Origin of the sequence: endosymbiont of Galathealinum brachiosum (assembly GCA_003349885.1) — a bacterium.
Classification (GTDB): Bacteria; Pseudomonadota; Gammaproteobacteria; order SZUA-229; family SZUA-229; genus SZUA-229.
This window is the reverse complement of record QFXC01000013.1, coordinates 730851-745255: the sequence shown is the minus strand read 5'-3', so window position 1 is coordinate 745255 and position 14405 is coordinate 730851. Positions and strand designations below refer to the sequence as shown.

General features: G+C 40.6%; 14 protein-coding genes. 9 read left to right on the top strand and 5 right to left on the bottom strand.

The window, feature by feature from the left end:
* Position 1: 1 nt before the first annotated feature.
* The 3 genes from DIZ80_16310 to DIZ80_16300 are packed head-to-tail and all read right to left on the bottom strand — an operon-like array spanning position 2 to position 3497.
* Positions 2-1168 (bottom strand): hypothetical protein, encoded by a 1167-nt coding sequence (locus DIZ80_16310; protein ID RDH81632.1) that lies wholly within the window; start codon positions 1166-1168, stop codon positions 2-4.
* Positions 1169-1223: 55 nt separating this feature from the next.
* On the bottom strand, positions 1224-1988 hold the full coding sequence (locus tag DIZ80_16305) for a glycerophosphodiester phosphodiesterase (protein ID RDH81631.1): 765 nt from the start codon (positions 1986-1988) through the stop codon (positions 1224-1226).
* A gap of 39 nt (positions 1989-2027) precedes the next feature.
* Complete coding sequence (locus tag DIZ80_16300; protein ID RDH81630.1) at positions 2028-3497, bottom strand: hypothetical protein; 1470 nt, start codon at positions 3495-3497, stop codon at positions 2028-2030.
* 193 nt (positions 3498-3690) lie between these two features.
* Here DIZ80_16300 and trxA point away from each other — a divergent pair, with 193 nt between their 5' ends.
* Positions 3691-4068 (top strand): thioredoxin, encoded by a 378-nt coding sequence (gene trxA / locus DIZ80_16295; GenBank protein RDH81629.1) that lies wholly within the window; start codon positions 3691-3693, stop codon positions 4066-4068.
* 83 nt (positions 4069-4151) lie between these two features.
* Here the strand turns inward: trxA and DIZ80_16290 are convergent, their stop codons facing one another.
* Positions 4152-4646 carry a hypothetical protein gene (locus DIZ80_16290; protein ID RDH81628.1) on the bottom strand — a complete coding sequence of 165 codons (495 nt, stop codon included), beginning with the start codon at positions 4644-4646 and terminating at the stop codon, positions 4152-4154.
* A gap of 481 nt (positions 4647-5127) precedes the next feature.
* A complete protein-coding gene (locus tag DIZ80_16285; protein ID RDH81627.1) occupies positions 5128-6327 on the bottom strand; it encodes an adenylate kinase in 1200 nt (399 codons plus the stop codon).
* Positions 6328-6517: 190 nt separating this feature from the next.
* Here DIZ80_16285 and DIZ80_16280 point away from each other — a divergent pair, with 190 nt between their 5' ends.
* From DIZ80_16280 to DIZ80_16245, 8 genes are all read left to right on the top strand, one after another.
* Positions 6518-7054 carry an inorganic diphosphatase gene (locus DIZ80_16280; protein ID RDH81626.1) on the top strand — a complete coding sequence of 179 codons (537 nt, stop codon included), beginning with the start codon at positions 6518-6520 and terminating at the stop codon, positions 7052-7054.
* Between the two features lie 92 nt (positions 7055-7146).
* Entirely contained in the window at positions 7147-9009 is a 1863-nt protein-coding gene (mrdA, locus tag DIZ80_16275; protein ID RDH81625.1) for a penicillin-binding protein 2, read from the top strand.
* Positions 9010-9071: 62 nt separating this feature from the next.
* Positions 9072-10130 carry a rod shape-determining protein RodA gene (locus DIZ80_16270; GenBank protein ID RDH81729.1) on the top strand — a complete coding sequence of 353 codons (1059 nt, stop codon included), beginning with the start codon at positions 9072-9074 and terminating at the stop codon, positions 10128-10130.
* A gap of 36 nt (positions 10131-10166) precedes the next feature.
* Positions 10167-11207 (top strand): lytic murein transglycosylase B, encoded by a 1041-nt coding sequence (gene mltB / locus DIZ80_16265; protein RDH81624.1) that lies wholly within the window; start codon positions 10167-10169, stop codon positions 11205-11207.
* Positions 11194-11988: a septal ring lytic transglycosylase RlpA family lipoprotein gene (locus tag DIZ80_16260; GenBank protein RDH81623.1), complete on the top strand. Its 795-nt coding sequence runs from the start codon at positions 11194-11196 to the stop codon at positions 11986-11988. Before mltB ends, DIZ80_16260 begins: the two co-directional genes overlap by 14 nt.
* A gap of 48 nt (positions 11989-12036) precedes the next feature.
* On the top strand, positions 12037-13170 hold the full coding sequence (locus DIZ80_16255; protein RDH81728.1) for a serine-type D-Ala-D-Ala carboxypeptidase: 1134 nt from the start codon (positions 12037-12039) through the stop codon (positions 13168-13170).
* A gap of 19 nt (positions 13171-13189) precedes the next feature.
* Positions 13190-14071, top strand: a complete 882-nt coding sequence (locus DIZ80_16250; protein RDH81622.1) for a D-amino acid aminotransferase — start codon at positions 13190-13192, stop codon at positions 14069-14071.
* A 12-nt stretch (positions 14072-14083) separates the two neighbouring features.
* Positions 14084-14389, top strand: coding sequence for a DUF493 domain-containing protein (locus DIZ80_16245; GenBank protein ID RDH81621.1), 306 nt, complete (start codon positions 14084-14086; stop codon positions 14387-14389).
* The last annotated feature ends 16 nt before the right edge of the window (positions 14390-14405 follow it).

Below are 14405 nucleotides of genomic sequence, written 5' to 3'. Positions count from 1 at the left end.
CCTATAGCTTAATGTTTTTCGTGTCGTAATGTTTTTTATTTTTCGAATCCCCTAAAAGTTTTTTTATTTTTAATATTACCTCTTCAGAGCTTGCGCGATAGGCCGTCAGTTTTCCGCCAACCAGAGTGATCAGGGCAGGCGTTTTTGAATTATGAATAATTAAGCTTTCTCTTGATTTGTTAAATGATGCGGTGTTACTGACGGGTAGCACTCTTAAGCCTGAAAAAGATTGAGTAATGTCGTTGAGTGTTAACTTTTCGTTAAAGTAGTGATTGTAAGTTTCAAGTAAATAAAATACTTCATTTTCAGTTGGCATTAAGTTGTCTGCGTCGTCTGTATGTGTCCTTTCTGTTGTCCCAATAAGTGTTTGAGAGTCTTTCCATGGCATAACAAAAACAGCTCTTTTATCTGCGGCTTCTATATAGTATGCACCCTGTTTGATTGGACGATTGATGATAATATGCGTGCCTGCCACTAGCTCAGTATCAGGAAGTTTTAATGGGGGTGAAATCTTGTCTTGCGTCGAGTCTACCCAGGGGCCAGTGCAGTTAATCAGACATCGGCATTTAATATTGTGATATTGTCTGTTTGATTTGTAGCTTACATTGTGAATGCTTTCTTCAGCGTATGACTTAATGAAATCAGTGTCATACAAGACGTCGGCCCCCATGTTTTTTGCAGACGTTATAACTGCCTGAGTTAGTCTTTTATCATCGGTTTGTGCATCGTAATATTTGAAGATGGTTTTAATGTTCTTCAGTTTTAATCCATCAAGGTAATGCTGATCCTTTTTTTTCACAATAGAAAAGGTTTTTAAACTAAATAAAGAATAAATTAGTAAGCCGATCCAGATTAACCAGGCAGGACGGATGCTATGAGAATAAACGGGAATATAAAATGGTATTAGTTTTACCAGTTGTGGCGCATTTTTTAATAGAATTTTTCTTTCCTGGAGGCACTCTCTAACCAGCTTAAATTGACCGCTTTCAAGGTATCTAAGGCCTCCATGGATTAGTTTGCTTGATTTGCTTGACGTGCAAAGACCGGCTTGCGGTAACTTTTCTATAACCAGTGTTTTATAACCACTGGCTGCCGCTGCCTGAGCTACGCCAGAGCCCTGTATTCCTGCACCTATTATAACAATATCGTAGTATGGGGTTTCGGGCATTATGTTAAAAATAACTTAATATTATCAAGAAAATGTCCGGTGTATAAAAATGCAATTAATTATTCGCCAGATTGTTTGATAAATTCAATGCAAGTATCGGATGTTCTAACATGCTGCTGATATCTCGTGTTTCAATCAGAGGGATGTTATGGCTAGCATAATGTAATGCCAGTTCAGGGTCGGTAATATCATAAACCATCCAGTGCCAACTGCCAGGCCATGGGTCTGTGTTTTTTGGTATTTTTCGATGATTTGCAATTAGATAGTCAGGTTTTAATCTTTTTGCAATGACATGATTGGCGTCATCATAATCATGTAATACCCAGCCAGTTAGGAAATCACTGTTATTTTTTGTGTATTCAATAGCGCTTTCATCATATGAAATAATGACGCATTGGGAGTGAATAATATCCAGTATTTTTAAAAGATCAGGCATAACCTGACTGGTACCATATTGTTCTAACGTTTCTTCTTTTATTTCCACAAATGCAGTTGCACGAGGGTAGCGTTGTAATAGCTGCACAACATCACTTAATAGCGGAATATGTTGGTTGAAAAAAGCGAGTGAAAATCGTTCCGGTTCATGAGCTCGAATATTTTTCAGTTCTTCATAGCTCATTTCGAAAAGATTCCCCTTTATCCCGGTAGTGCGTAATAACTCGGTGTCGTGAAATACAACCAGTTGTCCATCTGCGGTGCACTGAACGTCAAACTCAATATAGTCGGCACCACTTAGTAAAGCTGATTCCAGTGAAACCAGTGTGTTTTCAGGGTATGTCTCCATAAGGCCGCGGTGTGCAACAAGGTGTGGTATTGCCATGTTAAAACCCAATATAATTCATGTCTGTTTATCTTAAGTTTAGTCACTGTTGCAGCGCTTGTTTAACTCTCCGACAAACTGCTCGTATCTGTCACCTATTTCACTGTCTTCAGGCGTTTTTTTCTCCGGGTAAAAATATTCAGAAAATTCCAGCGTTTTCCAGCTTAAGTTATTGTTTTCTAATAGCTGATTGGCAAGCCATGCGCATCCTCTTGCTGTTGCCTCTGTGTTGGTAAATCGGTAAACCTTTATCCCTGCCAGGGTTGCAAGTTTCTGACATAAGGTATCGAGCTGAGATAAACCTCCGCTAATAAAAAGGCTGTCTGGCGTTATGGTTAAACATTGAAGGTTGCTTTGTATTAGAAACAGGATGCTTTCTATAATGGCGACATAACGTTCAGCTTGCTGAGCTTTATGTTTTCCGATAAAAGCCGGTTCGCCTGCATTGCACCACCATGGAGACCCTAAATTAGAGATGCTGTTAATAAAAACAGGTGGAGATTTAACCTTTTCCAACCAGTCAGGGAGTTGAGTAAAAACGTCTTCACAGGGGTATTTTTTTTGAGCCCAGCTAATTGCCGACCCCGCGCCATTAACGGTACCCTCTGTAATGTAGTTGGCCTTTTCGGTGTCACTGCTAGCGATAGTGTGTAGTAATCTGGGCGAATTTGTATGAGACTCGGAAGATGTTGATAATATAAATGCGCCTGTACCTATGTTGATCAGGGCTGTGCTTTCAGGCAAAGCAGGGTATGCGTATAAAACAGCATTCTGGTCACCGCATACGGTAGTTAATGGAATATTATTGAATTTAAGCTCACCATAGTTATAAATGACGGGTACACATTTCGGGAGGATGTTTTTTTCAATTTTATAGAGCGATAATAATTTATCAGACCAGCTCAGTTTCTGAATGTCGAATAGCTGGCAGCGTTGAGCATTGCTGTGATCAATTTTTATGGTTTTTTCTTTGAGTAGGTGAAATATCAGGTAGCTGGCAAGAGGAGAGATACAGAGTTGACTGTTATCACATGCGCTTTTAACTGTTTTATTGTTGTTTAATAACCAGCTCATTTTTCCTGCTGAATAATGAGCTGATAATGGCAAGCCGGATATTTTCCTGATTTCATTCGCGGACGGCGTGAGTTTGTCTATTAATGGCTGGCAGCGTGTGTCTCTCCAGCTTATTGCCGGTGATAGTGTCTCACCACTTGTTTTATGCCAGGCAACAATCGTTGAGCGTTGTGTGCACAAACCGCAGCATGTAATATTGTGGCTTAACTCTGAAGGGATGTTTTCTAGTAAAGTCTGAATAGATAGCAGTATTTCGTTTGCATCGTGCTCATAAATATTGTGATGAATGGATTCTTTTGTAGAGTGAGTAGAAATACGGATAGATTTCAGGTAGATCAGCTCACCTGTTTCAGAGAATAATACGATGCGGCTTGCATGTGATCCCTGATCTATGACGAGTGTTAAATTCGGATTATGGCAGGTTTGTGTTGGCATATGGTTGCTTATAAAGGAGCTGTACTTCTAATTAAAGATTATATTTGCTTAAAAAACATGAATAACCTTGAATAATCTAGCTCGATCTCAATATAAGTTAATGTTAATATTTAGAAAATAAAATTATAGGGTCCGGTCGGTAGATACTGCTGCAGGATCCATCTGTCCCTCACTATCTATCGGAGATAAACCTGTGGCAACTGTTGAGTTAAACGAAGAATCGCTGGAAAAAACTGTAGTTGATAATGATATTGTTATTATCGATTTTTGGGCGCCATGGTGTGGTCCCTGTAAGTCTTTTGGTCCTATTTATGAAGAGGTCTCAGAAAAGCATCCTGATATTGTGTTTGCCAAGGTGAATACTGAAGATCAGCAGGGGATTGCGGCCCATTTTCAGATACGCTCAATTCCAACATTGATGATTTTTCGTGAGCAGATAGTGCTCTTTTCTGAGGCGGGTATGTTACCTGCGGCGGGTCTTGAGCAGGTTATACAGCAGGTGAAAGAGCTGGATATGGAAAAAGTAAAGGCTGATATTGCAGCTGCAGCTGAAGCTGAGAAAGATGCATAAATCACATCAGTGATGTGGTGGAAAGATATTGATAAAAAAGACACCCTGAGAGGGTGTCTTTTTCGTTACGAAGTGCAGTCTTTTTAGTTTAACTGTGTTCTGGTTTTAGTGGGTTCCCATTCGGTAATCCATGTCTCGACCTTGTTGAGTGACTGTAAGGAAAGGTTATTTTGTAGGTTTTCGTATAATTGACGACGTTTGTTGTGAATAGCTTTAGCTAGTTGTAAATTGTTTTTTGAGGCCAGGCTTAACCATTTGTATGCAAGTAAATCATTTTTTTCCACACCTTTGCCGCGTAAATACATGTTTCCTAACATATGCTGAGCTGAGCTCCAGTTTTGTTCGGCTAGTGTTTTAAACAGGCCGGCTGCTTTTTCGGCTGATTTTACGGCACCATTTCGGCCCAGTAAATAATCCAGAGCCTGCTGGTAAACCATTAGCGGGTTCGACTGGTTAATAACAGATGATGTGTTTAATGCTGTTGTGTGTGTTGTTATTTCAGCGTTGACACAGAGGGGGCTTAGAGCAAATATCAGGCACAGCATTCTTCCTGATGCGGGTATAGTATTTGACCACATAATAAACGTCCATTAACAAAGTTAAACTTAAAATTGCGTGGCTCCGTTTGCAAATATCGCTCATAGTTTAGTCTGTGAGTCGTATCTTCCATGTTTTTTTATCATTTTAACTGCTCACCCAAATGAATGGCTCGGTATGATGCAGGTAAGGGTTAGCTAAAGCATAGAGTATTCCACTTTGGATAAACGTTTAGGAAACAATAAGTTATAAAAACATGATGAAATTGCTAAATATTTAGTGTAAATAATTGTGTGTGCACCTCAAGGGCGCTTTAAATAAAATTCATAAAAAACAATTGGTTATGCGTAATCCCTCATGTGACGAATTAGTTTACACTTATCTGAGGCAGTGATTTAAAGTTGTTTTTTTTAATAAAAAACAACAAGATATGAATAAGTGGCTTGTCGAATATATTTACACTAAGGCAAAGACCGCTAATAGCGGGCGGCCTTTGTCTAGTTTGCAGGTTAAGTGGTCAAATTATTTGATTTTTTTCAGGGCTTTCTTCATATCTCTTTGAAGTTTTTCTGAAAATTGCTTACGAATCAAGTCCTTATTCAGTTCAATGCTGGTAAGTGTCTTGTTCCGTTTTTCAGTTAAAGTAATTTCAGCATTTACTAATTTCAGCTCTGCTTTTAATTGCTTAAGTAGGTCCTGGTCACTTACGGGTTTGCTCTGTTTCTTTTTAATAATCGGCTTTTTCTTTGCAGCGCTCTTCTTTTTAATCGCCGATTTGCCTGAAGCCGCTTTCTTTGTAGCCTTTTTAACAGGTGCTTTCTTCGTAACTGCTTTTTTGACTTTTGTCTTTTTCCCGGCTGCTGGTTTGGTCTTCTTAAGGATAACCGGTTTTTTCGTGGAAGCTGGAGCAGGTGTAGGCTCAATTGTCTTAACTGGTTCAATCACCGGTTTTTCAGCTATGGGGGTTTCCATCGGTGTCGGCTTTTCAGTTACTGGGATTTCAGTCGGAGCCGGCCTTGCTTCTGGCGCTTTTACTGGCTCAGCTGTTGCCGTTGAATTTAAACCGGTTGCAGGGCGAGCGCTGATTAAAGCTTTCTGCATGTCGGCAAAGATATCTTTAATATCGCCTTTACCTTCTACTACAGATAGTTTGCCCTGATTCTTATAAAAATCAGCAACGGGTTGGGTCTGTGTCTCGTACACCCGTAAGCGTTTACCAATAGTTTCTTCATTATCGTCAGAGCGGTGATGTAATTTGCCTCCGCACTTATCGCATTCTTCATCAAGTGCCGGTGGGTTAGTGAAGGTATTAAATACTTCGCCACAGTCTTCACAGGTTAATCGTCCGGTGAGTCGTTGCATAAGAATATCGAAATCTACGTCAATTAAAATAGACTTCTGAATTGGCATGGACATGCCTGTCAGTAATTGGTCTAGTTCCTGAGCCTGTTCCAGATTACGGGGGAAACCATCCAGAATGAATCCGTTCATAGCATCAGGGCTATTCAGGCGTTCTCGAATCATGCCCAGTACCAGATCATTAGGAACGAGTTGGCCTGCATCCATAATGGTCTTGGCCTGTCTGCCTAGTGGCGTTTGTGCTTCTACAGCTGCGCGTAGTAAATCACCGGTTGATATTTGTGGAATATTTAATTTATCAACTAATAATTTGGCTTGTGTGCCTTTACCGGAGCCGGGTGCCCCTAGTAGTACGAGTCTCATATCCTTTTTCTCCCCCCTGTTACAGGTTGTTCAGGATTTTTCTAGATTAATGGCTTAATAGTCAAGGGATTGTAATCAATGCGCAGAAGATGTCGAGTATTCTCTGGTGCTGCTTCTTGATATAATCCAAAATTATCAGAAATAATTCTGAAAAAACTCTCATGAGTTGCAATCATAAGGTAAGAATCATATGAATCTTGATAATCTCCCATTAGGTGAAGATGTACCCCGTGATATTAATGTTGTTATTGAGATACCGGCTCATGGACCGCCGGTAAAGTATGAAGTTGATAAGGACAGTGGAACGCTGACGGTTGACCGGTTTATGGGAACGGCCATGTTTTATCCGTGTAATTACGGGTTCCTTCCCCATACGCTTTCCGAAGATGGTGATCCGGTTGATGTTCTAGTGGTAACACCTGTGCCTCTTATCTCTGGTTCGGTTATTCGTTGTCGACCTATTGGCATGCTGGAAATGGTGGATGAAGCAGGTGAAGATCATAAAATACTTGCGGTTCCCGTTAAGCAGCTGACTAAACTGTATGATGATGTGGAGTCACCTCAGGATTTACATGATGATATGTTAGGCCAGATCACGCATTTTTTTGAGCAATATAAAGCACTGGAATCAGGAAAGTGGGTAAAAGTTGAGAGCTGGGTCGGTACAGATCGTGCCCATGAAGAAATTCTTGGTAGTATTAATCGTTATAATCGTACACTGGGTTAACTATTTGTATTTCTCCAGTATGAATAGTATTCAAAAAGATAAACGTTATTCCATGTTCTTAATATGAACATAAAGGCTTTGTAGTTTACTAAATGTCTCGTCGTGCAGTAATTAAAAACCATACGCTAGAAGCACTGCTATTTAAGCGGCGAGCACTGGTGGCTGCGATATTTAGTGTGCTGTTATTGCTGGTGCTGTTGTCTCGTCTGGTTTATTTGCAATTTTTTGAGTTTAGTCATTTTTCATCACTGTCAGAAAATAACCGCGTACGCCTTACTCCATTAGTGCCTAACCGGGGGTTGATTTATGACCGTAATGGTGTGGTTCTGGCTGAAAACAGACCCTCATATCAGTTAGAGCTTATTCCCGAACAAATTAAAAATATGCGGGAAACATTGTTTGAGCTGGGGCGGATTGTTGCGCTGGATGAAGATGTTTTGAAACGTTTTGATCGGTTGCTAAAGCGTAGTCGAAAATTTGAAGCGATTCCGTTGCGAACCAAGTTATCTGAAGAAGAAGTCGCCAGGCTGGCGGTGAACAGGCATCGGTTTCCCGGTGTGGAAGTTAATGCTCGGCTGGGGCGTTACTATCCGCTGGCAAAAAGCATGGCTCATGTGGTGGGGTATGTAGGGCGTATTGATGAAAAAGAATTAAAGCGTGTTGATGAAACAAATTATAAAGGTACAACTCATATCGGGAAGAACGGGCTTGAGCGTTATTATGAAGATCAGCTTCACGGATTGGTTGGTTATGAAAATATAGAGGTTAATGTTCAGGGGCGTGAGTTGCGCGTACTGGATAAAATACCCCCGTTACCGGGTAATAATTTATGGCTGACGCTTGATGCACGCATACAGAAAGTGGCGGAGAAAGCGCTAGAAGGTTTTAATGGATCAGTAGTGGTAATGAAGCCGCATACAGGCGAAATACTGGCGATGGTTAGTTTGCCATCGTTTGACCCCAATTTATTTGTTCATGGAATTAGTCACAAAGATTACAAACGATTACGTGACTCGCCTGACCGGCCTTTATTTAATCGATCAATTAAGGGACAGTACCCTCCGGGATCAACTGTAAAAGCTTTTGTAGGCCTGGGTGGTCTGGAGAGCAGATCAATAGGGCATAAGGAGACTATTGATTGCAAAGGGCATTACCTGTTACCTAATGACGATCGTAAGTATCGAGACTGGAAAAAGAAAGGGCATGGTCTTGTTGATTTGAATAAATCAATCGAGCAGTCCTGTGATGTTTATTATTATGAGCTGGCTTATCGTATGGGTATTAATCGTATTCATGATTTTTTACAACCGTTTGGCTTTGGTGAGAAAACCGGTGTTGACTTACTCGGGGAGCGCTCGGGGTTGTTGCCATCAAGAGAGTGGAAAAAACGTGTAAAGAATAAAATCTGGTTTCCGGGAGAAACGCTTATAACGGGAATAGGACAGGGTTATATGTTAGCTACACCGTTACAGCTGGCAAGTGCAACCTCTATTCTTGGTATGCGTGGTGAGGTGCATCCACCTCATCTGTTAAAGAAGATCGGTGAGCCGGGTAATGAGGAGAAAGTGGTAATTAACTGGGCCGCAAAGGAGCCGGTTAAACTTAAGCGTGAAAGTAACTGGCGGCACGCTATAAAAGGTATGGTAAGTGTGGTTCATAGTGTAAGAGGAACAGCGAGAAGCTCGGGTTATGGGCTGAATTACAAAATTGCAGGAAAAACAGGTACAGCACAGGTATTTGGTATTGCACAGGATGCAGAGTATGACGAAGAAACAATTGCCAAAAAATTACGTGACCACGCCTTATTTATTGCTTTTGCTCCTTATAAAAATCCAGAAATTGCCGTGGCGGTGATTGCTGAAAATGGTAGTCATGGTAGTAGTGTGGCAGCTCCTATTGCACGTAAGGTTATTGATGAATGGGAACGCAATAAGAAAGGAAATATCAGTAAGTGAATAAAATTCAGGATAAGTATTATTACCCCAGTTTCAGTTTGCGGCTTTTACGTTTGTTGCACATGGATCATGTTCTGCTGCTTGGCATAGGAATCCTGATGTTGCTGGGGCTAGTGGTGTTATATAGTGCCGGTGATGAATCATCAGCGCTGATGAATCGCCAGCTTACGCGAATAGGCCTGGCTGTATTTGTGATGTTGATTATTGCCCAAATACCTTCGTCAACATTGCGTTTCTGGTCTCCCTGGATGTATATAGCCGGGGTGATTCTACTCGTGCTTGTGCTGGTGATGGGTGATATGGGTAAAGGTGCGCAGCGCTGGTTAGATCTGGGTTTTATACGGTTTCAGCCATCTGAAATGATGAAGCTGGTAACCCCTATGATGATAGCCTGGTATTTTGCGGAAAAACCGTTGCCACCTTCATGGAGCACACTGGGTGTTGCGGTGGTTTTAATACTGGTGCCCACGTTTTTGATTGCCAGACAACCAGACCTTGGTACTTCGCTACTTATATTTGCAGCAGGTTTTTTCGTGCTGTTTCTGGGAGGCTTAAGTTGGCGTCTTATGATTGGTATGAGTGTGCTGGCCGCATCAATGTTACCGGTATTATGGCATTTTATGCATGATTATCAGAAGAGTCGTGTTATGACCCTGCTCGATCCGCAGCGTGACCCACTTGGCGCGGGTTACCATATCATTCAGTCGCAAATTGCAATTGGCTCTGGCGGAGTTTATGGGCGTGGCTGGCTTAACGGTAGTCAGTCTCATCTCAATTTTTTACCCGAGCAGTCAACAGACTTTATATTTGCTGTATTTGCAGAAGAATTCGGCCTGTTAGGTGGTTTGTTATTGCTGGTGTTATATGGATTTATAATTATTCGCGGATTAATGATTGCAGTGCAGGGGCAGGATACCTATGCGCGCCTGTTGGGTGGTAGTTTAAGTCTGACTTTTTTTGTTTATTTATTTGTAAATGTGGGAATGGTATCAGGTATTTTGCCGGTGGTTGGGGTACCATTGCCATTGATCAGTTATGGTGGAACCTCAATGGTGACATTAATGGCCAGTTTTGGCATGTTAATGTCAATAAACTCTCACCGGAAATTATGGTCCAAGTAAGTCAATGCCGATAAGCCAATAGAAATTAAAATATATATGAAAAAATTATCAATGTTAAAAAAACTCACTGTAAGTACATTATTTCTTTGTTTACTGCCCGTTAGTGTTAATGCCAGTTACACTCAGCGAGAAGATGTGCAGCAGTTTATTGTAAAGATGCATAAAGAGCACGGCTTCGATAAAACGCTTATGAGTAAGTGGATGTCCGGTGTTGAAAAACAGAAAACAGCAATTAAAGCGATTTCACGCACTGCGGAAGGTGAGTTAACCTGGGGTAAATACCGCAAGATTTTCATGACTGATAGTCGTATTAATAAAGGTGTAAAGTTTTGGCGTGATAATGCTGCTGTTTTAGCAAGAGCTGAAAAAGAATATGGTGTGCCAGCTGAGTTTCTAGTTGCAATAATAGGCGTGGAAACATATTACGGTAAACGAGCGGGTAACTATCTAGTGCTGGACGCGCTGACAACATTAGGCTTTGATTACCCTATTGAAAACACCACACAGGAAAGAAGAGACAGAAGAGAAAAGTTTTTTAGAAAAGAGTTAGTGCAATTTTTGTTGATGACTCGAGAAGAAAAACTTGATCCGGTTTCTCTAAAAGGATCTTATGCTGGTGCAATGGGAATGCCTCAGTTTATACCGAGTAGTTTCAGGCATTATGCTGTTGATTTTGATGGCAATGGTGTACGTAATTTCTGGAAAGGTTCTGAAGACTCAATTGGAAGTGTTGCTAATTATTTTAAAAAACATGGTTGGGTGAAAAATCAGCCTGTTGCGAGTCGAGCATCGGTTAAGGAAGCATCTAAAAAATTAGGCAGTAAAGACGTTAAGCCTAAAAAAACCGTAGCTGAATATAAAAAAGCGGGTGTAGTACCGGTTGATCAATTTAATAGTACAGAACGGGCGACTTTACTAAAGCTGAATGGCAAACAGGGTGACGAATACTGGATGACACTGAATAACTTTTATGTCATTACCCGATACAATCACAGCCCACTGTATGCAATGGCTGTATATCAGCTTAGTCAGGCCGTATCAGAAAAGTATAATGCGCAGTTAAATGCCAATAAATAAAGTTTTTTACCGTTTTCTTTTACTGGCGTTCAGTCTCAATCTAGTCGGTTGTGTTACAGGTGATAGTGCGCCGGATGATTACATTCGAGATGATACGCCGGATGCCATTCCTGCAAATGAACCATTAAGTCGTTATGGCAATATGCCAAGTTATACGGTGCGTGGTAAAACCTATCATGTTTTAAAAAGCTCTAATGGTTTTACGCAGAAGGGTATTGCATCCTGGTATGGTACAAAATTTCACGGTAGAAAAACTTCCAGTGGAGAGCCATACAATATGTATGCAATGACTGCGGCACATAAAACGTTGCCGCTTCCCACATATGTTGAAGTCACGCACACCGGAAATGGGCGAAAAGTTATTTTAAAAGTGAATGATCGCGGGCCTTTTCATGAAGGCAGGGTTATTGACTTATCTTATGCCGCAGCTCGTAAACTGGGTATTTCTGCAACCGGCACTGGGCCAGTTAGCCTTCGTGTAATTAATACGTCAGCGCTAGATTTGAAAACCAGTGAAGTTGTTTTGCCAGAGGAAATTAATACGGGTGGTAAAATACATGTGCAGGTAGCAGCAATGGGAAGTGAGTCGGCTGCTGAAAAGATGGCGGGTAATTTGCGTGATAAAAAGATACCCAGTGTACGAGTGCACGTAATTGAAAATGATGGTAAAAAATTATACCGGGTTCGTATAGGGCCTATTCCAAATGTTGATCTGGCATATCAGGTTATAAATGAATTAAATGAAATAGGCCTGGATAAGGCCCGTGTCATTGTTGACTAACTCCACAGAAAAGACAGGCTAAAAAATATTAAGATGAAAAAAATTACAATGAACGCGCTTTTTACAACGTTAATATTAGTTGTTGGTACTCTATTTGCTGTGGTGCAGGCTGCGCCAGTGCCTTCCCCTCCTAAGCTTGCCGCTAAAAGTTTTCTTCTGGTTGATTTTAATAGCGGTCGAATATTAGCTGAAAAAAACATTAATAAAAAAGTTGAGCCGGCCAGTATTACCAAATTAATGACAGCATATGTTATTTATAAGGAAATCGAATCTGGACGACTGACGCTTGAAGAAGATGTCACTATCAGTAAAAAAGCCTGGAAAATGAAAGGCTCAAAAATGTTTATTGAAGTGGGTAAAAAAGTATCTGTTGAAAACTTATTGAAAGGTCTGATTATTCAATCGGGTAATGATGCAACCGTTGCACTGGCAGAGCATATTGCGGGCAGTGAATCTACATTTGCAGATTATATGAATCAGTATGCGCAGCAACTGGGAATGACAGACACTAATTTTGTTAATGCAACAGGCTGGCCCAATAAAAATCATATAACAACAGCGGCCGATCTGGCAAAACTGGCAAGTGCAATAATTAGAGAGTTTCCAGAGCATTATCAGCGCTATAAAGAAAAGCAGTTTACTTACAATGGTATTAAACAATATAACCGTAATAAATTATTGTGGCGTGATAAAAGTGTAGATGGATTTAAAACCGGTCATACAGAATCTGCAGGTTATTGTCTGGTTGCATCGGCTCAGCGTAAAGATATGCGTTTGATTTCGATTGTTCTGGGAACTAAAAGTGAAAAAGCCAGAGAAAATGTTAGCCAGTCATTATTGAGTTATGGCTTTCGATTTTATGAAAGTAATAAATTGTACAGTGCAGGTGAAACACTTAATAAAGCCCGTATCTGGATGGGAGAGAGTGAAAACCTGGATCTGGGTCTAAGCGAAGATCTGGTTGTTACTATTCCAAGAGGACAATACAAAAAACTGGATGCGGTGATTGATGTTAACAATAGTATTGAAGCACCTGTTAAAAAAGGTCAACAGCTTGGCGTTGTTAGTATAAAATTAGAAGGTAAAGAAATAATTTCACAACCATTAATCGCATTACAGTCAATTGGTGAAGGTAGTTTGTGGCAACGTGGTAAAGATCACATTATTCAGTTATTTAAGTAAAATTTAAAACATCAGGTTTATATACATGTCTATTGTTTATTTAAATGGTGAGTATCTACCTCTTGATCAGGCAAAGATTTCTGTGCTTGATAGAGGTTTTTTGTTTGCAGATGGTGTGTATGAAGTCATTCCCGCTTATGGTGGTCGTCTGTTGAGAATGCAGGAGCATATGCAGCGCTTACAGAATAGTCTGGATGCTATTCGTCTTGAAAATCCCCTGTCAAATGAGCAATGGCTGGAAATAACAGAAAAACTCTTAGCGGATAACCCGAATACCGGACCTGGTGAAGATAAATATGTCTATTTACAGGTAACACGTGGTGTTGCAGCAAAACGTAATCATGGTTTTCCTGATGAAGTTAATCAGACCGTGTTTATGATGGTTAGTGAGATGGTACCGGTGGATAAGGAAGAGTTACGTTCTGGTGTTGCAGCTATTACACTGGATGATATTCGCTGGAAGGCCTGTAACGTTAAGTCAATTTCACTGTTAGGTAATATATTATTGCGTCAGCAGGCGCATGATAATGAAGCGGCAGAAGCGATTTTAATTAATGACGGGCTGGTGACCGAAGGTGCAGCCAGTAATGTGTTTGCAGTGATAAACGGCATGCTGGTGACAGCGCCTACAGGCTCTCGTTTATTGCCTGGTATTACTCGTGATCTGATTATTGAATTAGCGGCCGAAAATGGCGTGGCTTATGAAGAGCGTGATTTTACCGAAGAGGAATTATTATCTGCCTCCGAGATATGGTTCTCCAGCTCAACTAAGGAAATAATGCCGGTTGTCTTACTTAATGGTAAACCTGTTGCAAATGGTCAGTCTGGCCCCATATGGGAGAAGATGATAGATATTTATCAGGCTTATAAAGTAAAACTCAGGTCTGGTGAATCGAGTTAACGGTATTAAGGCATGAGCAGAAAAAAGATAGATCCAAAAGATGTGTTTTATGATGAAGAGCAGGAAACCTGTTTTGAGTTTCCCTGTGAATTTCCTATTAAAGCGATGGGCCGTACGGGTGATGAACTCGAAAAAGCCGTGCTGGAAATAGTAAATCGTCATGTGAATGAATTATCTGAAGGAGCGGTTAAATTTAATCAGAGTAGTAAGGGTAAGTTTACCAGTATCACAATTACTTTCACTGCTCATAGTAAAGATCATCTTGATAATTTGTATATTGAGCTGACAGCGTGCGATCACGTTTTATATTGCCTGTAAGTTTTATTTTCCCTTT

Coding starts and splice junctions, on each gene's coding strand:
- DIZ80_16255 (RDH81728.1), top strand. CDS start 12,037: ATGAACGCGCTTTTTACAACGTTAATATTAGTTGTTGGTACTCTATTT.
- DIZ80_16245 (RDH81621.1), top strand. CDS start 14,084: ATGAGCAGAAAAAAGATAGATCCAAAAGATGTGTTTTATGATGAAGAG.
- DIZ80_16270 (RDH81729.1), top strand. CDS start 9,072: ATGGATCATGTTCTGCTGCTTGGCATAGGAATCCTGATGTTGCTGGGG.
- DIZ80_16305 (RDH81631.1), bottom strand. CDS start 1,988: ATGGCAATACCACACCTTGTTGCACACCGCGGCCTTATGGAGACATAC.
- DIZ80_16310 (RDH81632.1), bottom strand. CDS start 1,168: ATGCCCGAAACCCCATACTACGATATTGTTATAATAGGTGCAGGAATA.
- DIZ80_16280 (RDH81626.1), top strand. CDS start 6,518: ATGAATCTTGATAATCTCCCATTAGGTGAAGATGTACCCCGTGATATT.
- DIZ80_16290 (RDH81628.1), bottom strand. CDS start 4,646: ATGTGGTCAAATACTATACCCGCATCAGGAAGAATGCTGTGCCTGATA.
- DIZ80_16285 (RDH81627.1), bottom strand. CDS start 6,327: ATGAGACTCGTACTACTAGGGGCACCCGGCTCCGGTAAAGGCACACAA.
- mltB (RDH81624.1), top strand. CDS start 10,167: ATGAAAAAATTATCAATGTTAAAAAAACTCACTGTAAGTACATTATTT.
- mrdA (RDH81625.1), top strand. CDS start 7,147: ATGTCTCGTCGTGCAGTAATTAAAAACCATACGCTAGAAGCACTGCTA.
- DIZ80_16300 (RDH81630.1), bottom strand. CDS start 3,497: ATGCCAACACAAACCTGCCATAATCCGAATTTAACACTCGTCATAGAT.
- DIZ80_16260 (RDH81623.1), top strand. CDS start 11,194: ATGCCAATAAATAAAGTTTTTTACCGTTTTCTTTTACTGGCGTTCAGT.